Below are 20739 nucleotides of genomic sequence, written 5' to 3'. Positions count from 1 at the left end.
ATATGGGTGCTGATCGCTCTGTCCGGCGCGATACGGGGGCACGGGGCCCGCCGTCGACACTGCCACGGATCGCCGCGCCGCGCCGCACGCCGGGCGCAAGTCCCGGCCGCTCGACGACGCGGGGCCGGGAGCGTGGAAGGATCGAGGTGCCGCGGCGGACGACGACGGAAGGCGGACCGTGCCCGAGCAGCTGTACGCGACCCTGAAGACCACCCTCGGCGAGATCGAGGTCCGGCTCTTCCCGCTGCACGCTCCCGTCACGGTCCGGAACTTCGTCGAACTGGCCCGCGGCGAACGGGAGTGGACCCATCCCGGCACCGGCGTGCGCAGCAGAGACCGGCTGTACGACGGCACGGTCTTCCACTCCGTCATCGGCGGCTTCATGATCCAGGGCGGTGACCCCCTGGGCAACGGCCTGGGCGGGCCCGGCTACGGCTTCGAGGACGAGTGCCACCCGGACCTGGCCTTCGACACGCCGTATCTGATGGCGATGGCCAACGCCGGGCCGGGCACCAACGGCTCGCAGTTCTTCATCACCGTCACCCCGAGCACCTGGCTGAACGGCAAGCGCACCATCTTCGGCGAGGTCACCGGACCGCTCGGCCGGAAGGTCGTCGACGCCATCGCGCGCGTGCCGACCGGACGCAACGACCGGCCCCTCGTCGACGTCGTCCTGGACACGGTGGTCATCGAGGCGCGCGAGGGCTGATCCGCCCGCCCCGCGCCCCCCCGGTACCGGGAATCGGCGAAGGGAACCGAACACCCCGCTCGACCGTGAGGATGAGCGGGGCAGGATAGTGCTGTCAGGCATACGAGGAGCAAGGGGATCTGATGGAGCAGGCCGCAGGGAGCGAGCGGGACACCCGCAGCGTGCCCGTGTGCTACCGGCACCCGGACCGCGAGACCGGTGTGCGCTGCACCCGCTGTGAACGGCCCATCTGCCCCGAATGCATGGTCAGCGCCTCGGTCGGGTTCCAGTGCCCGGACTGCGTCCGCGGCGGTTCGGCCACGGGACCGGCGCCGCAGGCGTCCCGGCCGCGCACGATCGCGGGCGGCACGGTCACCGCCGACCCCCGGCTGCTCACCAAGATCCTGATCGGGATCAACCTCGCGGTCTTCCTCGCGATCCAGGCCGACCGCTCCCTGCTGGACCACGTGGTGCTGTACGGCGCCTGGCCCCCGAAGCCGTTTCCGCCGGCCTCGGGTGTCGCCGGCGGGGAGTGGTACCGCTTCGTGACGTCGATGTTCGCGCATGAGCAGTACTGGCACATCGGCTTCAACATGCTGAGCCTGTGGTGGGTCGGCGGCCCGCTGGAAGCGGCCCTCGGCCGGGCCCGCTATCTGGCGGTGTACTTCGTCTCCGGGCTGGCGGGCGGCGCGCTGACCTATCTCCTCGCCCCTCCGGCGACGGCCTCGCTCGGCGCCTCGGGCGCGATCTTCGGCCTCTTCGGTGCCACCGCCGTCCTGATGCGCCGCCTCAACTACGACATGCGGCCGGTCATCGCCCTGCTGGTGATCAACCTGGTCTTCACCTTCAACCCGGCCATGAACATCTCCTGGCAGGCGCACATCGGCGGGCTCGTCGCCGGTGTCGTCACCGGGTACGCGATGGTCCACGCCCCGCGCGAGAGGCGGTCGCTGGTGCAGTACGGCACCTGTGCCGTCGTTCTGGCCCTGGCCGTGGCCCTCGTGCTGGTCAGGACCGCGCAGCTCACCTGACGTGCTGGGGAACACCCGGATACCGAACCGTTGTCCACAGCGTGTGGCCGATCTTGTGCATAGGGTGCGGGCACAGCTGTGCCCCCTGTCGCACGGATGTGTTTCCGCAGGTCGGACAGGGGGCGAACGGATGTCTGAGGATCGGTTGACCAGTCACACCGGCGTCAACACCCGACGGGTTATCCACAGATCGTCGTTCTTTTTCCCCACTGTGGAAAACCGCTGTGGATAACTCAGTGGATAGCCCTGGGCAGAGCTACTTCCACTGCGTGGACACACCGAAGCCGGCGGCGATGAAGCCGAAGCCGACCACGATGTTCCAGTTGTCCAGGCTGTCGATCGGCAGCGACCCGTCGGTGACGTAGAAGACGACGATCCAGGCCAGGCCGATCAGGAACATGGCCAGCATGACCGGCGCGACCCAGGCCCGATTGGTCAGCTTGATGGCCTGCGCCTGCTTCGCCGGCGGCGGCGTGAAATCGGCCTTCTTGCGGATACGTGACTTCGGCACGAGGGTCTCTCCTGTCGATGCGCTGCGTGGCCGCGCAGGTAACTGGGTCGGGCTCGGGGGCAGCGTACAAGGGGCCAACATGACGACTCTGTGTGCTCCCCCGGGCGTCCGTTAGCGTAGTGCTTCCGTGGCGCCGAAGGAGATAAGGGTACGTTGAGCAATTCTGCCGACTCCCCCGGGACGGGATCAACGGGCACCGGCCCCGACCGCAGGGCGCGTTTGCGGCCCGTGCGGATGCTCACGGCCGCCGTCTTCGCCCTCGCCGGGCTCATCTTCTTCACCAGCTTCGACACGGCCAAGGGCACCGACATCCGCCAGGACGGCTCCCTGCTGAAGCTGTCCGACCTGATCCAGCAGCGCAGCCGCAAGAACAAGGAGCTGGACGACTCCAACGCGGCCCTGCGCGACAGCGTGGAGTCCCTCGCCGAGAGCGACGACGGCAGCACCAAGGCCCAGGACGAGAAGCTCGGCGGGCTGGAGGGCCGGGCGGGCACCCGGAAGCTGACCGGCAAGGCCGTCACCGTCACCCTGAACGACGCTCCGCCCGACGCCACCGCCAAGCTCCCCGGCTACCCCGCCCCGCAGCCGGACTACCTGGTCATCCACCAGCAGGACCTGCAGGCCGTGGTGAACGCGCTGTGGCAGGGCGGCGCCCAGGGCATCAAGGTCATGGACCAGCGGCTGATCTCCACCAGCGCGGTGCGCTGCGTCGGCAACACCCTGATCCTCCAGGGCCGCGTCTACTCGCCCCCGTACAAGATCACGGCGGTCGGGGACCCGGACCGGCTGAAGCAGTCCCTGGCGGACAGCAAGGCGATCCAGACCTACATGGTCTACGTCAACGTCTACGGCCTCGGCTGGAAAGTCACCGACGACGGGACGGTGACTCTCCCCGGCTACTCCGGCACAGTGGATCTGCACTACGCGAAGCCAGTGGGGTAGACGTCCGTCCGGGAGCCGCCGGTGCGTGTGATCGTCAGGACCGTCAGCGAACTGTGCATCACCCTCGGCACCCTGATCGTGCTCTTCGTCGCCTACGTGCTGTTCTGGACGGGCGTACGGGCCGACGGCGCGATGAACGACCAGATCGACCAGCTGCACCGGCAGTGGTCCCGGGGGAGCGTGCGCCCGCCGGACGCCCCGGGCGAACAGACCCTGACCGTGACGCAGCCGGAGCCGTACCGCGACGGCCGGCCCTTCGCCATCATGTACATCCCGCGGCTCGGTTTCACGTGGAACAAGCCGGTGCTGGAGGGCACCGGCCGGGACGTGCTGGCCAAGGGACTCGCCCACTACCGGGGGACCGCGCGGCTCGGACAGCGGGGCAACTTCGCGGTCGCCGGGCACCGGCGGACCTACGGCGACCCGTTCAAGGACTTCCCGAAGCTGCGGCCGGGCGATCCGGTGGTGCTCACGGACGGTACGACCTGGTTCACGTATCGGATCGACAAAGGGCCCTACAAAACGGTTCCGACCGACATCGAGGTGATCGACCCTGTCCCCCGTAAGTCCGGGTATACGCGTCCGGGCCGGTACCTGACGCTGACCACCTGCGATCCGGAATGGGGGCACAGTCACCGGCTGATCGTCTGGGCGCACCTGGATTCCACACAGCCTGTGGAGGCAGGCGAACCGAGGGCTCTGCGCCGTTAGTCTGGTGGCGTACGGCGTGGGTCTGGGTGCCGTAGGGACACGGAAGGGACGGCAAGGGACGGCATGTACGGCTGGATCTGGCGGCATCTGCCGGGGAACGTGTGGGTGAAGGCGCTCGTCTCGCTGGTACTGGTCCTGGCCGTGGTCTACATCCTCTTCCAGTACGTCTTCCCCTGGGCCGAGCCGCTGCTGCCCTTCAACGATGTGACGGTGGACAACCAGTGAGTGCGCGGATTCTCGTCGTCGACAACTACGACAGCTTCGTCTTCAACCTCGTCCAGTACCTGTACCAGCTGGGCGCCGAGTGCGAGGTGCTGCGCAACGACGAGGTGTCGACGGCGCACGCCCAGGACGGCTTCGACGGCGTGCTGCTCTCGCCCGGGCCGGGGACGCCGGAGCAGGCGGGCGTGTGCGTGGACATGGTCCGGCACTGCGCCGCCACCGGGGTGCCGGTCTTCGGAGTGTGCCTCGGCATGCAGTCGATGCAGGTGGCGTACGGCGGTGTGGTCGACCGGGCGCCCGAGCTGCTGCACGGCAAGACCTCACCCGTCGAGCACGAGGGCAAGGGCGTCTTCGCGGGACTGCCCTCACCCTTCACCGCGACCCGCTACCACTCCCTGGCCGCCGAACCGGCCACGGTCCCGGCCGAGCTGGAAGTGACCGCCCGCACGCACGACGGCATCATCATGGGCCTCAGGCACCGGGAACTGCCGGTCGAGGGCGTGCAGTTCCACCCCGAGTCGGTGCTGACCGAACACGGACACCGGATGCTGGCCAACTGGCTGGTGGAGTGCGGCGACCACGGTGCCGTGGCGAGGTCGGCGGGGCTCGCCCCGGTGGTGGGCAGGGCCACGGCGTGACCGCGCTGCGCCCCGAGCGCGAGGACGTGTACGGCGGGGACAGGCCGTACGGGTCCTCCGGCGGTGCGCGGCCGTACCCGGGGCGCCGACAGGACCCGCCGACGGCGCCGATGCCCCGGCTGACCGAGGAGGACCTGACGGTGCCGGTGCCCCGGTCCGCCCGGAACGGCGGCAGGGCGGCGTCACCCCCGCCGGCCGAGGACTTCACGGCGCCGCCGCCACCCGTCGACGAGGAGACGATGGCGCTGCGCCTCCCCGAGCCGGACCGGTTCGGCCGGGACGGCGGGGCCGTACGCGCCTCTGCGGCCTCCGCGGGCCCTTACGCCACCGGAGCCGCACCGGGCGGCCGCGCGGCCCGCAGAAAGGCCGCCAAGCGGCGTGGCGGGGGCCGGCACGGCAACGGCGGCGGGGAGGCGGCGGCCGCCCCGCCGGAGCGGGACCCGCAGCGGCCCCTGACCCGCGTGGAGGCCCGGCGGCAGGCCCGGCTGCGCAAGCCGAGCCCGGCGACCGTCGCCAGCCGGGCCGTCGGCGAGGTGTTCATCACCACCGGTGTGCTGATGCTGCTGTTCGTCACCTACCAGCTGTGGTGGACCAACGTCCGCGCGCACGCGCAGGCCGGCAGCGAGACGCACCAGCTCCAGGACGACTGGGCCAGCGGCAAACGCAACCCGGGAGTCTTCGAGCCGGGGCAGGGCTTCGCCATCCTGCACATCCCGAAGCTGGACGTGGTGGCGCCCATCGCGGAGGGCGTCAGCAACACGAAGGTGCTCGACAAGGGCATGGTCGGGCACTACGGCGAGGCCCCGCTGAAGACGGCGATGCCCCAGGACAGGACCGGCAACTTCGGCCTCGCCGCGCACCGCAACACCCACGGTGAGCCGTTCCGGTACATCAACCGGCTCACGGCCGGTGACGCGGTCGTCGTCGAGACGCAGGACACCTACTTCGTGTACAAGGTGACCTCGATGCTTCCGGTCACCCCGCCGTCCAACACGCGGGTGCTGGACCCGGTCCCCCCGGGCTCCGGCTTCACCGGGCCCGGCCGCTACATCACCCTCACCACCTGTACGCCGGAGTTCACCAGCAAGTACCGGCTGATCGTCTGGGGCAAGATGGTCCAGGAACGCCCGCGCAGCAAGGGCAAGCCGGACGCGCTCATCGAGTAGGGCTCATCGAGTAGGGGCAGAGGAACTGTGGCAGCGACCGCCGACGAGACCGAAGAGACCACGGACGCGTCCGAACCGCACCCGGCCCCGCGCCGGCCGGCCGGCCGGATCGCGCTGGCGGTCAGCGTCCTCGGGGAACTCCTCATCACGGCAGGCGTGTTGCTCGGCCTGTTCGTCGTCTACTCACTGTGGTGGACGAACGTGATAGCCGACCGCAAGGCGGACCGGCAGGCCGGCAAGGTGCGCGACCACTGGGCGCGGCAGCAGGACTCCGCCCCCGGCGCGCTCGACACCAAGGACGGCATCGGGTTCCTCCACGTACCGGCGATGCGGAACGGCGAGGTGCTGGTCGAGAAGGGTACGGACACGGACGTCCTCAACGACGGCGTGGCCGGCTACTACACCGACCCGGTCAAGGCCACGCTGCCCATGACCGGCAAGGTGGGCAACTTCGCCGTCGCCGCCCACCGGGACGGGCACGGCGCGAAGTTCCACAACATCGACAAGCTGGAGAAGGGCGACCCGATCGTCTTCGAGACGCGGGACAAGTGGTACGTCTACAAGGTCTACTCGATCCTTCCCGAGACCTCGAAGTACAACGTCAAGGTGCTGTCGTCGGTCCCGGAGGAGTCCGGCACGAAGAAGCCCGGCCACTACATCACCCTGACGACCTGCACCCCCGTCTACACCTCCCGCTACCGGTACGTGGTGTGGGGCGAACTGGTCCGCGTGGACAAGGTCGACAGCGAGCGCACACCGCCGGAGGAACTGCGCTGACGCTCCGGTGAGACGGCGTGGGCCCCGGCCGGAGTGTCCCGGCCGGGGCCCACGTACGTCCGCCGGAGGCGTCAGCCGCCGATGCCGCCGAAGAAGTTGGTACCGCCGTTGTTGCCGTTGCCGTTGCCGTTGCCGTTGCCGCCGCCGCCCAACGTGGTCAGCGTGATCGTCGCGCTCTTGGGATCGGTGGGGGTGTTGGCCGGCGGATTCTGCTGCGCGACGAACGCGTTGTCGTCGCCGGAGCTGCCGTCCGCGAACTGGATGTTGTTGAATCCGGCCTGCTGGAGGATCGTCTTGGCGTCCTTCACCCGCTGACCGACGACGTTCGGCACCGGCGTCTGCTGCGGCTGGGCCTTGCCGACGTTGATCACCACGTTGGTGTTCTTGGCGACTTCCTGGCCCGCCCCCGGGTTGGTGTTCTGCACCTTGCCGTCCTGGGCGGGATCGGTGACCGGAGCATCGGTGCAGCTCGGCACCAGGCCCTTGGCCTGCAGCTCGGCCTTCGCCTCGTCGCAGCTCTTGCCGGTGACGTCGGGTACGGCGATCTTCTCCTCGGCCTTGGCGACCTTGAGGGTGATCGTGGTGCCCTTCTCCTTGGTGGCACCGCCCGCCGGGTCCTGGCTGATGACCACGCCCGGTGTCTGGGCGGACACCTCGGTCTGCTTCTCGACCTCGAAGCCCTTCTCCTTGAGCTGGGACTCCGCCTGGTCGAACTGGATGCCGCGCACGTCCGGCACCTGGATCTTCGGCGCACCCGACGAGATCACCAGGCTGACCGTGTCGCCCTTGTTGACGTCCGTGCCGGCCTCGGGGCTCTGGGTGCAGACGTTGCCCTTCGGCTGGTCCTGGCACTCCTTGCGGGTGAACGCGCCCAGCTTCAGGCCGGAGTTCTCCGCCATGTTCCTGGCCTCGCCGACGGTGTGACCGACGAAGTTCGGCGCCTTGAAGGACTGGTCGTTGTTCCCGCCGCTGAACGCCCACTTGCTGATCAGGACCGCGCCGACCAGGACCAGCAGACCCGCGACCACCAACAGGATCGTGGAGGTGTTGGACTTCTTCTGCTGGCGCCGCCGGTCCGGGCGGTCGTCGTAGCCGTATCCGCCGTCGTCGGGGCTCATGGGCGGAAGCATGGTGGTCGCGCCACCGCCCGCGTCCGAGCGCAGGGCGGTCGTCGGCTGCTCGTCGGGGTAACCGCCGTAGCCCACCGCGCCCAGCGCGGCCGTGGCCGCGACCGGCTGGCCGTCCAGGCACGCCTCGATGTCGGCGCGCATCTCGTCGGCCGACTGGTAGCGGTAGTCGGGGTCCTTGACCAGCGCCTTGAGGACGATCGCGTCCATCTCCGGCGTGATCTCGGGGTCGAACACCGACGGGGCCTGCGGTTCCTCACGCACGTGCTGGTAGGCCACGGCCACCGGGGAGTCGCCCACGAAGGGCGGCCGTACCGTCAGCAGCTCGTAGAGGAGGCAGCCGGTCGAGTAGAGGTCGGACCTCGCGTCGACCTGCTCGCCCTTGGCCTGCTCCGGCGAGAGGTACTGGGCCGTGCCGATGACCGCCGCCGTCTGGGTCATGGTCATGCCGGCGTCGCCCATGGCGCGGGCGATGCCGAAGTCCATCACCTTGACCTGGCCGTTGCGGGTCAGCATGACGTTGGCCGGCTTGATGTCACGGTGGACGATGCCGCTGCGGTGCGCGTACTCCAGGCCCTGGAGGATGCCGATGGTCATCTCCATCGCGCGCTCGGGCAGCAGCTTGCGGCCGGAGTGCAGCAGCTCGCGGAGCGTGGAACCGTCGACGTACTCCATCACGATGTACGGGATGGAGACCCCGTCGATGTAGTCCTCGCCCGTGTCGTAGACCGCGACGATCGCGGGATGGTTGAGCGAGGCGGCCGACTGGGCCTCCCGGCGGAACCGGGCCTGGAAGGACGGATCGCGCGCGAGGTCCGCGCGCAGCGTCTTCACCGCCACGGTGCGGCCGAGCCGGGTGTCATGCGCGAGGTAGACCTCCGCCATGCCACCGCGGCCGAGCACCTGGCCCAGCTCGTACCGGCCGCCGAGGCGACGCGGCTCTTCCATAGCTACCTACCAGCCCTCTCCGTCGGTCTCGGCCGCGCGTCCTCGTGCGCGGCCGGAGGCTGCCGTCCGGGCCTACCGTACCCGGCTCGTTCTGTGTGACCTGGCCAAGCCCGGAACCCGATACAGGACCGGTATCGCAACGTGCAACGATGTGAAGGGGCTGTGAGCGGCATCACCCGCCGCGGCCGACGGCGGTCACTTCTTGGAGTCGATGACCGCCTCCATGACGTTCTTCGCGATCGGGGCGGCCAGGCCGCCACCGGAGATGTCGTCGCGGTTGGCCGCGTCGTCCTCGATCACGACCGCCACGGCGACCGGCGAGCTGCCGTCGGGCAGCTTGGCGTAGGAGATGAACCAGGCGTAGGGGTTCTCGCTGTTCGCGACGCCGTGCTGGGCGGTACCGGTCTTGCCGCCGACCTTCACGCCGTCGATCTTCGCGTTGGTACCGGTGCCCTTCTCCACCACCGTCTGCATCATCTCCTGCAGGACCTGCGCGTTCTGCGGCGACAGCGGCCGGCTCAGCTCCTCCGGCTGGGTCTTGGCGACCGGGTCCAGGTTGGAGGACTGCAGCGTGTCCACCATGTACGGCTTCATCAGCTTGCCGTCGTTGGCGACCGCCGAGGCGACCATGGCCATCTGCAGCGGCGTCGCTGCGGTGTTGTACTGGCCGATGGAGGACAGCGCGGTCTGCGACTGGTTCATGCCGTCGGAGAACACCGAGGCGGTGGCCCGCACCGGGGTGAACTGCTCGGCGTCGAAGCCGAACTTCTTCGCCTCGGCGAGCATCTTGTCGTTGCCGAGGTCGGCGCCGATCTTGCCGAAGACCGTGTTGCAGGAGTACTGGAGCGCGACCCGCATGGTCGCGTCCTTGCACGGGATGCTGCCCTCGTTCTTCAGCTCGGTCGTGGTGCCCGGCATGGTCCACGGCAGCGGCGAGTCGGTCTTCTGGTCGGCCGAGGTGTACTTGCCGTTCTCCAGCGCCGCCGCCGCCGTGACCACCTTGAAGGTGGAGCCCGGCGGGTAGGTCTCGCGCAGCGCCCGGTTCAGCATCGGGTCGTTGGGGTTGTACTTCTTCTGGAGCTTCTTCCAGGCCGCCGCGTCGGTGTCGCTGTTGCCCGCGAAGGACGAGGGGTCGTACGACGGGTAGGAGGCCAGCGCCAGGATCTTGCCGGTGGAGGGGTCCAGGGCGACCACGGCACCCTTGCCGCCCTGCTTCTTCAGGCCGTCGAACGCGGCCTTCTGGGCGGCGGCGTTGAGCGTGGTGACGACGTTGCCGCCCTGCTGCTCCTTGCCGGTGACCATGTCCAGGGTCTTGCGGAAGAACAGCCGGTCGTCGTCGCCGGTGAGGATGCCGTCCTCGATCGACTCCAGCTGGGTGGCGCCGAAGGCCTGCGAGGCGTAGCCGGTGACCGGCGCCCACATGGAGCCGTTCTTGTAGGTCCGCTTGTACTTCAGGTCGTTCAGACCGGTCTTGCTGCTCTCGGCCGACCCGGTGATCGGGTTGCCGCCGACGATGATGTCGCCGCGCGGGTTGGCGTAGCGGGCGATGGTGACGCGGCGGTTCTTCGGGTCGTCCTTGAGGGCGTCGGTCTTGACGTACTGGAGCCAGTTGTCCCGCAGCAGCAGGGTCAGCACGAGCAGGCCGCAGAAGACCGCGATCCGGCGCAGGGGCTTGTTCATGACGGGCGCACCACCTGGGTCATCTCGGCGTCGGGGTTGCCGGCGGGGGTGGGCGCCGGGCGGCGGGCGGTGTCGCTGATGCGGATCAGGATGGCGATCAGCGCCCAGTTGGCCAGCACGGAGGAACCGCCGTACGCCATGAACGGCATGGTCATACCGGTCAGCGGGATGAGGCCCATGACACCGCCGGCCACCACGAAGACCTGGAGGGCGAAGGCGCCGGACAGGCCGATGGCGAGCAGCTTGCCGAACGGGTCGCGGGCGGCGAGGGCGGTGCGCACGCCGCGTTCCACGATCAGGCCGTAGATCAGCAGGATCGCCATGATGCCGGCGAGACCCAGCTCCTCGCCGAAGGTGGCGAGGATGAAGTCGGAGTTGGCCGCGAACTTGATCAGGTCCGAGTGGCCCTGGCCCCAGCCGGTGCCGAGGGTGCCGCCGGAGCCGAACGCCCACAGGGCCTGCATGGCCTGCTCGGAGTGGCCGCCCACGCCCTGCTGGCTGAGGGTGTACTCCTTCAGCGGGTCCATCCAGGCCTGGACACGCATCTTCACGTGCGGCTCGAAGCTCGCCACGCCGACGGCGCCGGCCGAGGACATCAGCAGACCGAAGACGATCCAGCTGGTCCGCTCGGTGGCGACGTACAGCATGATGATGAACATTCCGAAGAACAGCAGCGAGGTGCCGAGGTCGGTCTCGAAGACCAGGATGAGGATCGAGATCGCCCAGACGACCAGGATGGGGCCGAGGTCGCGGCCGCGCGGCAGGTACAGGCCCATGAAGCGGCGGCTGGCGAGGGCCAGGGCGTCCCGCTTCACCATCAGGTAGCCGGCGAAGAAGACGGCGAGGACGATCTTCGCGAACTCACCGGGCTGGAGCGAGCCCAGACCGGGCACCCGGATCCAGATCTTGGCGCCATAGATGTTGGCACCGAGGCCCGGCACCAGCGGCAGGATGAGCAGCACCAGGGCGCTGAACATGGAGATGTACGTGTAGCGCTGCAGGACGCGGTGGTCCTTGAGGAAGATCAGCACCACCACGAACAGCGCGATGCCGAGCGCGGTGTACAGCAGCTGGCGCGGCGCGGCCGTGACGAAGTTGGGCAGCGACTGCAGCAGCTTCGACTGGTCGAGCCGCCAGATGCACACCAGCCCGAGCCCGTTCAGCAGGGTGGCCAGCGGCAGCAGCAGCGGGTCCGCGTACGGCGCGAACTTCCGCACCCCGAGATGGGCCACCCCGGCCAGCAGGCCAAGGCCGAGGCCGTAGCTCAGCAGGCCCGCGGGGACCTGGTCATCGATGGCCAGGCCCACGTTGGCGTAGGCGAACACCGGGATGACCACTGCGAAGACCAGCAGGGCCAGCTCGGTGTTGCGGCGGCTCGGGGCGCCGATGGCGCCGATCGTGGACGTGTGGTGCGTCGGCGAGTTCGTTGTACTGCTCATCGTGTGACAGGGCCTCTCACGGCTTGCCTACTGCTTACCGCACAGCGAGACGACCTTCTGCTCATCCTCCGAGAGAGTGGGGCCGGGGCTGGGGGTCGCGGACGGGGTCGTGGACGGAGACTGCGAAGGGGACGCCGGGGACGTCTTCGACGCCGACGGGTTCGGGGTCGTATGCGGCGTCGGGGAGGCCTTGGTGAAGGCGGCGGTGTGCGCGACGGCACCCGTGGCTCCCGTGGCTCCCGTGGTGCCGTGCGAGCCGCCGGTGCCGGAGGTCTTGTCCCGGCGGTTCGCGGCGTTGCGCCGCGCGTCCTCGGCGGCCTGGCGCTCGGTCTGCTTGCGGCAGGCGGAGGCCTGCACCGACAGCTCCTGGACCTTCGTCCGGGCCGCCTCCAGGCCGCCCTCCGCGATCGTGGCCTTCACCTGCTTCTGCTGGTACGGCGGCAGGTACTTGAGTTCGATCTCGGGGTGGTCCTTCTCCACCTTCGACAGCGAGACCCAGGCCAGGTCCTGGCTGATCCCGCGGTACAGCGCGACGTGCTCGTCCTTGGTGCCGACGTAGAACTGCGTCTGCGTCCAGCGGTAGCCGCCGTACAGACCGCCGCCGATCACGGCGAGGGCGAGGACGCCGTAGAGCGAGGTCCTCAGCCAGCGGCGCCGTTTGCGCGGCTTGGTGAAGTCGCCGTCGGCGTAGTCGCCGAAACCGTCCTCCGGCACGTAGCCGGCGGTGTCGCCCGAGCCGGGCGGCCCGAACTCGCCGCCGCCGTGCCCCTGCCCCTGCCCCTGGCCCTGGCGGCCCAGGTGGGAGGCGCGGCCGGCCGGCGTCTGCATGATGCCGTTGTCGTGCAGGTGGTGCTGGTTCTCGGCGACGGCACCGACGACGACCGGCTGGTCCGACAGCTGCCCGGCGAGGGTGTCCCCGGTGTCCAGGTCGAGCACGTCGGCGACGATCACGGTGATGTTGTCGGGGCCTCCGCCGCGCAGCGCGAGCTGGATCAGCTCCTGCACGGTCTCCTGCGGGCCCTGGTAGCTGGCGAGGGTCTCCTCCATCGTCTGGTGGGAGACGACGCCGGACAGGCCGTCGGAGCAGATCAGATAGCGGTCGCCGGCCCGGACCTCGCGGACCGACAGGTCGGGCTCGACGTGGTCGCCACTGCCGAGGGCGCGCATCAGCAGGGAGCGCTGCGGGTGGGTGGTGGCCTCTTCCTCGGTGATCCGGCCCTCGTCCACCAGGCGCTGCACCCAGGTGTGGTCCTGGGTGATCTGGGTGAGCACACCGTCGCGCAGCAGATACGCGCGGGAGTCGCCGACGTGCACCAGGCCGAGCCGCTGGCCGGTCCACAGCAGCGCGGTGAGGGTCGTCCCCATGCCTTCGAGCTGGGGGTCCTCCTCCACCATGGCGCGCAGCTGGTCGTTGGCGCGCTGCACGGCCACGCTGAGGGAGGTGAGGATGTCGGAGCCGGGTACGTCGTCGTCGAGCGTGACCAGGGTGGAGATGACCTCGGAGGAGGCGACCTCGCCGGCCGCCTGGCCGCCCATGCCGTCGGCGATGGCGAGCAGGCGCGGCCCGGCGTAACCGGAGTCCTCGTTGCCCTCCCGGATCATGCCCTTGTGCGATCCGGCGGCGAAGCGCAGTGACAGACTCATGCGCACCTCGCCCGTCGGCTCCGGGTACAGCCGGTCGTGTCGAGCCACACTGCCCACCCTCCGGTCGGGAGCGCGCCGGAGACCGGGTGGCGGCCTGCCGCTGCGTGCTCGCTCCGCTCGCGCTTACTCATGACGTAGCACTACTTCCGCAGCTCGATTGCGGTCTTGCCGATGCGGATCGGCGCGCCCAGCGGGATCGGTGTGGGCGTCGTCAGCCGGGACCGGTCCAGGTAGGTGCCGTTGGTGGAACCGAGGTCCTCGATGATCCACTGGCCGTCGCGGTCCGGGTAGATCCTGGCATGGCGGCTGGAGGCGTAGTCGTCGTCCAGCACGATCGTGGAGTCGTGCGCCCGGCCCAGGCTGATGGTCTGGCCCTGCAGCGCGACGGTGGTGCCGGTGAGTGTGCCCTCGGTCACCACCAGCTTGGTGGGGGCGTTGCGGCCACGCCGGCCGCCGCCGCTCTGCTGGGCGCGCTGCTGCGGCGGCGCGGCCTGCTGTTGCCGTGCCTGCTGCCGGCCCGACTGCTGGGGCCGGGTCGCTTCCCTACGCGATCCGCGCTGGGTGACGCGCGTACCGAACAGGTCGCTCCGGATGACCTGCACGGCCACGATCACGAACAGCCACAGTACGGCCAGGAAACCCAGCCGCATGACCGTGAGGGTCAGCTCTGACATTGCCCCCGCTTCACCCTTCGGCTTGCCTATAGATAACGGTGGTACTGCCCACGACGATCCGCGAGCCGTCGCGGAGCGTAGCGCGGGTGGTGTGCTGCCCGTCCACCACGATGCCGTTGGTGGAGCCGAGATCCTGGATCGTCGAGGGCGTTCCGGTCCGGATCTCGCAGTGCCGGCGGGAGACGCCGGGGTCGTCGATCCGCACGTCGGCGTCGGTGCTGCGGCCCAGAACCAGCGTCGCGCGGGAGATCTGGTGGCGGGTGCCGTTGATCTCGATCCAGTAGCGGGTGCGCGCGCCGCTCATCGGTGCGGCGGCGGGTCGCTGGGTGGCGGGCTGCGGATAGCCGTACCCGCCGGGGCGGGCGCCGGGCGGCGGCGCGGCCGGCATCGGCGGCGCGCCCGCGGGGGCGGCCGGCGGGTAGCCGTAGCCGCCGGGGGCGCCCTGCCCGGGTCGGCCGGCCGCCGGTGCGCCGGGGGCCGGCGGTGCCGCCTCCTGGCTGCTGGAGGAGGCCAGGGTGCGCGAGCGCACCCGGTACAGGCCGGTGTCCAGGTCGTCGGCCTTCTCCAGGTTGACCTTGATCGGTCCCATGAAGGTGTAGCGCTGCTGCTTGGCGTAGTCCCGCACCATGCCGGCCAGCTCGTCGCCGAGCTGCCCGGAGTAGGGGCTGAGCCGCTCGAAGTCGGGCGTGCTCAGCTCCACGATGAAGTCGTTGGGTACGACGGTGCGGTCACGGTTCCAGATGGTCGCGTTGTTGTCGCACTCGCGCTGGAGCGCACCGGCGATCTCCACGGGCTGGACCTCGGACTTGAAGACCTTGGCGAAGGTGCCGTTCACCAGACCTTCGAGACGCTGCTCGAACTTCTTCAGGACTCCCATGGGGCACCTCCTCCGTCCCTGCCGTCGTCTTGCCTGCTCTGTGCCGCTGTCTGCCGGGTACTGCCGGTACTGCTTACTGATCGTATCTACGCGCCCGCCAATCAGCCGGTTCCCCCAGCGGCTCCCCTTCGAACTCTCGGCGTGCGTTCCTGCTGCCATGGATCGTAGAGGCGGGAGAAGACCAGTGTCCCGCACCCGGCTGTGGACCCGGTCCGTCTCCTGGAGAGATGCCCTGGACCGGTACGAGGTTGATACGTGAAGCGTGTCTCCTTGATACCCGTGGGACAGGTGAGACGTGGCAGGGACCGGCGCCCGGCGCCCCCGGGCGCGCCGGGCGCCGGGGTCCCGCGGTGCGGGCGGGCGGGTGCGGGGGCCGGGGAAGGGATGTGAATCCACCCCGTACGACGTGCTAATGTTCTGGATGTCGGAAGGGGCCAGCCCGAAAGGGCCGAAGCCGGAAGACACACCCAATGCGCGGGTGGCGGAATAGGCAGACGCGCTGGATTCAGGTTCCAGTGCCCGCAAGGGCGTGGGGGTTCAACTCCCCCCTCGCGCACGCAGGAGCACCGACGAAAGTGCTCTGGTTGCACCGACGGAATGGGCCGCATCGTGATCACGATGCGGCCCATTCCTTTTTCTGCGTGCTGTGTGACGCTTGTCTCCGGGCGTGCGGGAGCGGACCGTTCCGTGTGAGGAAGGTCTCAGGGTTGACTGGCCGAACGGCGGCGCGGCCGGTCCGCGTTGGCCAACTCCCTGGTCAGTCCTCGAATCGAGGGTTCCGCCCGCCTCCTCGGCCGGTTTGGCCCTGGTGGCGGTCAACACCTCGTCCCGGCGGGCCGCGGGGACGACCACGACGCCCTCGTCCTCCCGGCGGGCCGCGGGGACGGCGACGCCCTCGTCCTCGTCGGCCACCACGACGTCGTCGGCGTTCACCGGCACCCCGCCGCAGCGCACCTCGGTCTTGAGCCGCCCGACGGCCTTCTTGGCGCCGGGGGCGTGGATCACTCCGCGGGCGAAGACGGGGAAGACCCGGACGGAGGCACCGGCCGGGCTGTCGGCGGCCAGGGCACCATTCCCGCCACCGACGACGGCGGACAGATCTCGCGGACCCGGACCGGAGTCCCGGACGAAGCCCCCGACCCGGCCACCACCCTCGCCGGCGTCCTGGGCCGCGAGCGGGTCATGGACATCGGCATCCGTTCGTTGTGGCAGCCGGCGCCGCGCGTCGCCGGGCCCGCGGTCAGCGAGCCGAGCGGTGCCCTCCCGGCGACACCCTCATGCTGCACGCCGGGTGCCCGGGTTCCCCCGTGCCCGGGTGCCGTCGGTGTCCGGCGCCGAGATCCCGTACGGCCGTGCAACGTGGTGGGATCGGCCTGCCGACGGCTGCCGGCCACGGCGCCACCACCAGCACCGACCACGGAGGCAACTGACATGCGACTGCGCTGTGCCGTTCTCGACGACTTCCAGAACGCCGCCCTCGACTCGGCCGACTGGACCCCGGTGGAGGACCGCGTCGAGGTCGTCAGCTTCCGCGAGCACATCGCCGACGAGGACGAACTCGCCGCTCTCCTGGCCGACTTCGACATAGTCGTCACCCTGCGCGAGCGGGTGCCGTTCCCGGGCACGCTGCTGGACCGCCTGCCGCGGCTGCGGCTGCTCGTCGCCTCCGGTATGCGCAACTCGGTCATCGACCACGCCGCCGCGGAGCGGTGCGGGGTGACGGTGTGCGGCACCGCCAGCTCCTCCACCCCGCCGGTCGAGCTGACCTGGGCCCTGCTGCTGGGCCTCGCCCGCAACCTCGTGGCCGAGAACAACGCGCTGCGCGAGGGAGGCCCCTGGCAGTCCACCGTCGGCGCGGACCTGCACGGCCGCCGGCTCGGCCTGCTGGGCCTGGGCAAGATCGGCAGCCGGGTCGCCCAGGTGGGTCTGGCCTTCGGGATGCGCGTCAGCGCCTGGAGCCAGCACCTCACCAAGGAGCGCGCCGAGGAGGTGGGGGTCGAACTGGCCGCCTCGAAGGAGGAGTTGCTGCGCACCAGTGACTTCGTCTCGATCCACCTCGCGCTCAGCGACCGCACCCGCGGCCTGCTGGGCCCGACGGAACTCTCCCTCCTCCAGCCCACCGCCTACCTGATCAACACCTCGCGGGCGGCCATCGTCGACCAGGACGCGCTGCTCGCCGCCCTGCGCGAGGGCCGGTTCGCCGGGGCCGGCGTGGACGTCTTCGACATCGAACCGCTCCCCGCCGACCACCCGCTGCGCACGGCCCCGCGGCTGCTCGCCACCCCGCACCTCGGCTACGTCTCGCAGGCCAACTACGCGACGTACTACAGCCACGCCGTCGAGGACATCCAGGCGTTCCTCGCGGGCGATCCGGTACGCCGTCTCGGCTGACCGGGTGCCACGGCTGACCGGGTGCCACGGCTGACTGGATGCCACGGCTGACCGGATGCCACGGCCGGGCGGCCGCCGGCGGCCGGCCGTGCGTGCGGGGGAGCGCAAGACGCGGGCAGGGGCTGCCGTCGCCCTCCTGTGAGGTGTGTCCCGGTGCACCGGCTGGTGGCGTTGTCCACAGGGTCTGACGCGTTTCGGCCACTGGTTGTACGGTCTCCGAGTTGATGTTCGTATCGGCGCCTGCCGAAGGCGCGGTGCAGTACGGGGGAGGCGGTCACGGTGACCGGAACGGGTGTGGGAGCGACGGACGCGGCGGACCGGGGCGGGCGCCGGCTGCCCCGGGTGCGTGGATTCGCCCAGTGGCCGCCCCGGGACCCGTCGGTTTCGCCGAAGAGGGAGGGCAAGGCGCTCCGGTCGAGCGTGCCCCGCTCCGCCCACCACACCCTCGACCTGGACGCCGGCCGCCCCGACGCGGTGAGCGCGGTGGCCGAGTCGAACGCCGGCCGCATCCCCGAGCTGACCCCGCTGCGGGTGGGCCGGATGGCGGCCGGCCCGTTCGCCTTCCTGCGCGGCGCGGCCGGTCTCATGGCGTACGACCTCGCGCGTACCCCGACGACCGGGATCGGCACGCAGATATGCGGGGACGCGCACGCGGCCAACTTCGGGCTGTACGGCGACGCTCGCGGCGACCTCGTCATCGACCTCAACGACTTCGACGAGACCGCGCACGGCCCCTGGGAGTGGGACCTGAAGCGGCTCGCGGCCTCGCTGGTGCTCGCCGGCCGGGCGGCGGGCGCCGACGAGGACACCTGTCGCGCGGCGGCCCGCGACGCGGCCGGTGCCTACCGCCGCACCATGCGGCTCCTCGCGAAGCTGCCCGTGCTTGATGCCTGGAACGCCATCGCGGACGAGGAACTGGTCTCCCACACCGACGCCCACGACCTGCTCGGCACGCTCCAGCGGGTCTCGGACAAGGCCCGGTCCAACACCAGCGGCCGGTTCGCGGCGAAGTCGACCGAGGCGGCCGAGGACGGCGGGCGCCGGTTCGTGGCCGCCCCGCCGGTGCTGCGCCGCATCCCGGACGCCGAGGCCGCGGCGGTCGTCGCCTCTCTGGAGGAGTACGTCGGCACACTCGGCGAGGACCTCCACCCCCTGCTCGGCCGGCACGCCGTGCACGACGTCGCCTTCCGGGTGGTCGGCACCGGCAGCGTCGGCACCCGCTCGTACGTCGTCCTGCTGCTCGACCACCGCGGAGAGCCCCTGGTCCTCCAGGTGAAGGAGGCCCGTCCCTCCGCGCTCGTCCCGCACCTGGCCGCGGCCGGCTTCGCGACCCCGCCGGTGGCGCACGAGGGCCGCCGGGTGGTCCTCGGCCAGCAGCGGATGCAGGTCGTCAGCGACATCCTGCTCGGCTGGACCACCGTCGAGGGGCGCCCCTACCAGGTGCGCCAGTTCCGCAACCGCAAGGGCAGCGTCGACCCGGCCGCCCTCGCCACCGACGAGATCGACGACTACGGCCGCATGACGGGCGCCCTCCTGGCCCGCGCCCACTCCCACAGCGCCGACCCGCGGCTGATCGCCGGGTACTGCGGCAAGAACGAGGAGCTGGACGAGGCGATCGCCGCGTTCGCCGTCGCCTACGCCGACCGCACGGAGGCGGACCACGCGGACCTGCTCGCGGCTATACGCGCGGGCCGGATCGCGGCCGAGACGGGAGTGTGAGGACTACGGGGTGGGCCGGGGGTGTGACGGGCTGAGGCGCCTGCGCACCCCGGCCCGGTCGAGCAGGCGGTGACGACAGTCCCGGCCGGGGTCGCGGAGAACCGCGCGCCCGGCCGGGGTCGCGGAGAACCGCGCGCCCGGCCACGACGGGCCCGCACCCGGCGACGGTCCCGCCCCCCATGGCGAGACGCCGTGGCTCCCCACGGCGAGAGGCCGTATCAGGAACCGCCGCCCGCTTCACCGCACCGGAACCCAGGACCCAGGACCCAGGACCCAAGACCGAGCCGAGCACAGCGCTACGCTGGGCGGGTGACGACCCCCGAAGCCGACCAGTCCCCGCCGCCACGCCCAGAGGAACGGCTGGAACAGGCCGTACGGGCCGCCGAGCAGGCGTTGATCGAGTACGAGATCGCCGTGGAGACGTTCCGCGTCGAGGTCGAGAACTTCTCCCGCCTGCACGAGCAGCGACTCGGCCCCCTCTACCTCCGCATCGAGGAACTGGACGCGGAGATCGCCGAGGCGAAGGCCGCCCGCACCGGCGACCCCGAGGACATCCGCCGTGCCGCGGAGGCCCGGGCCCATGTGCTGCCGATCCCGGGCGTGGAGGAACTGCTCCACGGCTGGATGGACGGCAACGGCCTGTTCCCCGAGGCCACCGCCATGCTCACCGACCAGGAGGTACGGCCTCCGCAGCGGGTCCGGCCCAGCGAGGAGGCCCGCAAGCTCTACCGCGACCTCGCCCGCAAGGCCCACCCCGACCTCGCCCAGGAGGAAGAGGAGCGCAAGCGGCGCGAGGAGTTCCTGAGCCGGGTCAACGCCGCCTACGCCCGTGGCGACGAGACCCTTCTCATGGAGCTGGCCGCCGAGTGGGCCGCCGGGCCGGTGCCGCCCGAGCGCCGTCCGAGCCCCGCCGAGGAGCTGTACGCCCGCCTCGAATGGCTCGCCCAGCGCAAGGAGCTGATCGCCCTGGTCGCCCGTGAACTGGAGGACGGCGCGATCGCCGGGCTGCTCCGCCTCGCTCCGGACGACCCCGACGGCCTGCTCGAGGAGATCGCCGGCCGGCTGCGCGCCGACATCACCCGGCGGGAGGAGGAGCTGGCCGTGCTGCTGGGGCAGGACTGAGCCGGGCTGCCGGGCAGGGCGGACCGCCCTGTGCTTCGGGTAGCGTCGGAGCCATGAATTTCGGAGCTGGTGTGCCCACGGTCCAGGTGACGGACCTCAAGGACGGTGACTTCCTGCTGGACGTCCGCGAGGACGACGAGTGGCAGGCGGGCCACGCCGAGGGAGCGCTGCACATTCCCATCAGCGATTTCGTGGCCCGCTACGGCGAGCTGACCGAGGCCGCCCCGCAGGACGGCCGCGTGCACGTCATCTGCCGCTCGGGCGGCCGCTCGGCCCAGGTCACCATGTACCTGGTGCAGCAGGGCATCGACGCGGTGAACGTCGACGGCGGCATGCAGTACTGGCAGCAGACCGGCCGCGAGGTCGTCACCGACGACGGCAAGCCGGGCTTCGTCCTGTAGTCCGGAGCCTGTAGCCGGAGGCTGTGGCCGC

At 70.6% G+C, this 20739-nt stretch carries 19 protein-coding genes, 1 tRNA gene and 1 pseudogene; 13 read left to right on the top strand and 8 right to left on the bottom strand.

The genetic code is table 11. The features are described from left to right. Window positions 1-178: 178 nt before the first annotated feature. Together AB0B40_RS08865 and AB0B40_RS08860 are read left to right on the top strand one after the other, a co-directional pair. A complete protein-coding gene (locus AB0B40_RS08865; protein WP_345056518.1) occupies window positions 179-709 on the top strand; it encodes a peptidylprolyl isomerase in 531 nt (176 codons plus the stop codon). Window positions 710-831: 122 nt separating this feature from the next. Further along, complete coding sequence (locus tag AB0B40_RS08860) at window positions 832-1719, top strand: rhomboid family intramembrane serine protease (RefSeq protein ID WP_345056520.1); 888 nt, start codon at window positions 832-834, stop codon at window positions 1717-1719. 256 nt (window positions 1720-1975) lie between these two features. On the opposite strand, the gene crgA is transcribed toward AB0B40_RS08860, so the two are convergent. Next, window positions 1976-2230: a cell division protein CrgA gene (gene crgA, locus AB0B40_RS08855; protein ID WP_161298380.1), complete on the bottom strand. Its 255-nt coding sequence runs from the start codon at window positions 2228-2230 to the stop codon at window positions 1976-1978. 153 nt (window positions 2231-2383) lie between these two features. On the opposite strand from crgA, the gene AB0B40_RS08850 reads away from it, so the two are divergent. The 6 genes from AB0B40_RS08850 (at window position 2384) to AB0B40_RS08825 (ending at window position 6686) form a co-directional block, all read left to right on the top strand. After that, window positions 2384-3172, top strand: a complete 789-nt coding sequence (locus tag AB0B40_RS08850; RefSeq protein WP_345056523.1) for a DUF881 domain-containing protein — start codon at window positions 2384-2386, stop codon at window positions 3170-3172. 21 nt (window positions 3173-3193) lie between these two features. Then, window positions 3194-3883: a class E sortase gene (locus AB0B40_RS08845; protein WP_345056525.1), complete on the top strand. Its 690-nt coding sequence runs from the start codon at window positions 3194-3196 to the stop codon at window positions 3881-3883. Window positions 3884-3946: 63 nt separating this feature from the next. After that, on the top strand, window positions 3947-4108 hold the full coding sequence (locus tag AB0B40_RS08840) for a hypothetical protein (RefSeq protein WP_362263589.1): 162 nt from the start codon (window positions 3947-3949) through the stop codon (window positions 4106-4108). Continuing rightward, complete coding sequence (locus AB0B40_RS08835; RefSeq protein WP_184967766.1) at window positions 4105-4743, top strand: aminodeoxychorismate/anthranilate synthase component II; 639 nt, start codon at window positions 4105-4107, stop codon at window positions 4741-4743. Before AB0B40_RS08840 ends, AB0B40_RS08835 begins: the two co-directional genes overlap by 4 nt. Then, window positions 4740-5909, top strand: coding sequence for a class E sortase (locus tag AB0B40_RS08830; RefSeq protein WP_362263588.1), 1170 nt, complete (start codon window positions 4740-4742; stop codon window positions 5907-5909). The genes AB0B40_RS08835 and AB0B40_RS08830 overlap by 4 nt, the downstream gene beginning before the upstream one ends. Before the next feature lie 27 nt (window positions 5910-5936). Continuing rightward, window positions 5937-6686, top strand: coding sequence for a class E sortase (locus AB0B40_RS08825; RefSeq protein WP_345055427.1), 750 nt, complete (start codon window positions 5937-5939; stop codon window positions 6684-6686). Between the two features lie 71 nt (window positions 6687-6757). On the opposite strand, the gene pknB is transcribed toward AB0B40_RS08825, so the two are convergent. The 6 genes from pknB to AB0B40_RS08795 form a co-directional block, all read right to left on the bottom strand. After that, window positions 6758-8761 (bottom strand): Stk1 family PASTA domain-containing Ser/Thr kinase, encoded by a 2004-nt coding sequence (gene pknB, locus AB0B40_RS08820; RefSeq protein WP_362263587.1) that lies wholly within the window; start codon window positions 8759-8761, stop codon window positions 6758-6760. A gap of 195 nt (window positions 8762-8956) precedes the next feature. Next, window positions 8957-10441: a penicillin-binding protein 2 gene (locus AB0B40_RS08815; protein WP_345055430.1), complete on the bottom strand. Its 1485-nt coding sequence runs from the start codon at window positions 10439-10441 to the stop codon at window positions 8957-8959. Then, window positions 10438-11880, bottom strand: coding sequence for an FtsW/RodA/SpoVE family cell cycle protein (locus tag AB0B40_RS08810; RefSeq protein ID WP_345055432.1), 1443 nt, complete (start codon window positions 11878-11880; stop codon window positions 10438-10440). Before AB0B40_RS08810 ends, AB0B40_RS08815 begins: the two co-directional genes overlap by 4 nt. A 27-nt stretch (window positions 11881-11907) precedes the next feature. Next, window positions 11908-13524 carry a Stp1/IreP family PP2C-type Ser/Thr phosphatase gene (locus AB0B40_RS08805; protein WP_362263613.1) on the bottom strand — a complete coding sequence of 539 codons (1617 nt, stop codon included), beginning with the start codon at window positions 13522-13524 and terminating at the stop codon, window positions 11908-11910. Between the two features lie 140 nt (window positions 13525-13664). Continuing rightward, the gene (locus AB0B40_RS08800) at window positions 13665-14198 is read right to left on the bottom strand and encodes an FHA domain-containing protein (RefSeq protein WP_345055434.1); all 534 of its coding nucleotides are present in this window, start codon (window positions 14196-14198) and stop codon (window positions 13665-13667) included. Window positions 14199-14208: 10 nt separating this feature from the next. Further along, a complete protein-coding gene (locus tag AB0B40_RS08795) occupies window positions 14209-15075 on the bottom strand; it encodes a DUF3662 and FHA domain-containing protein (protein ID WP_362263586.1) in 867 nt (288 codons plus the stop codon). Window positions 15076-15547: 472 nt separating this feature from the next. On the opposite strand from AB0B40_RS08795, the gene AB0B40_RS08790 reads away from it, so the two are divergent. Then, window positions 15548-15631 (top strand) — tRNA-Leu (locus AB0B40_RS08790). A 212-nt stretch (window positions 15632-15843) separates the two neighbouring features. Here AB0B40_RS08790 and AB0B40_RS08785 read toward each other — a convergent pair. Next, a pseudogene (locus AB0B40_RS08785) lies at window positions 15844-16101 on the bottom strand (hypothetical protein); the annotation flags it as partial. A gap of 405 nt (window positions 16102-16506) precedes the next feature. On the opposite strand from AB0B40_RS08785, the gene AB0B40_RS08780 reads away from it, so the two are divergent. The 4 genes from AB0B40_RS08780 (at window position 16507) to AB0B40_RS08765 (ending at window position 20708) form a co-directional block, all read left to right on the top strand. After that, window positions 16507-17466 carry a D-2-hydroxyacid dehydrogenase family protein gene (locus AB0B40_RS08780; RefSeq protein ID WP_362263585.1) on the top strand — a complete coding sequence of 320 codons (960 nt, stop codon included), beginning with the start codon at window positions 16507-16509 and terminating at the stop codon, window positions 17464-17466. A 279-nt stretch (window positions 17467-17745) separates the two neighbouring features. Continuing rightward, window positions 17746-19185 (top strand): DUF2252 domain-containing protein, encoded by a 1440-nt coding sequence (locus AB0B40_RS08775; RefSeq protein WP_345047295.1) that lies wholly within the window; start codon window positions 17746-17748, stop codon window positions 19183-19185. A gap of 309 nt (window positions 19186-19494) precedes the next feature. After that, the gene (locus AB0B40_RS08770; RefSeq protein ID WP_345047296.1) at window positions 19495-20307 is read left to right on the top strand and encodes a hypothetical protein; all 813 of its coding nucleotides are present in this window, start codon (window positions 19495-19497) and stop codon (window positions 20305-20307) included. A 71-nt stretch (window positions 20308-20378) separates the two neighbouring features. Beyond that, on the top strand, window positions 20379-20708 hold the full coding sequence (locus AB0B40_RS08765; RefSeq protein ID WP_345047434.1) for a rhodanese-like domain-containing protein: 330 nt from the start codon (window positions 20379-20381) through the stop codon (window positions 20706-20708). The last annotated feature ends 31 nt before the right edge of the window (window positions 20709-20739 follow it).

Origin of the sequence: Streptomyces sp. NPDC042638, assembly GCF_040647235.1 — a bacterium.
In the GTDB taxonomy this organism is placed as follows: Bacteria; Actinomycetota; Actinomycetes; order Streptomycetales; family Streptomycetaceae; genus Streptomyces; species Streptomyces rameus.
This window is presented reverse-complemented; position numbering and strand designations above follow the sequence as displayed.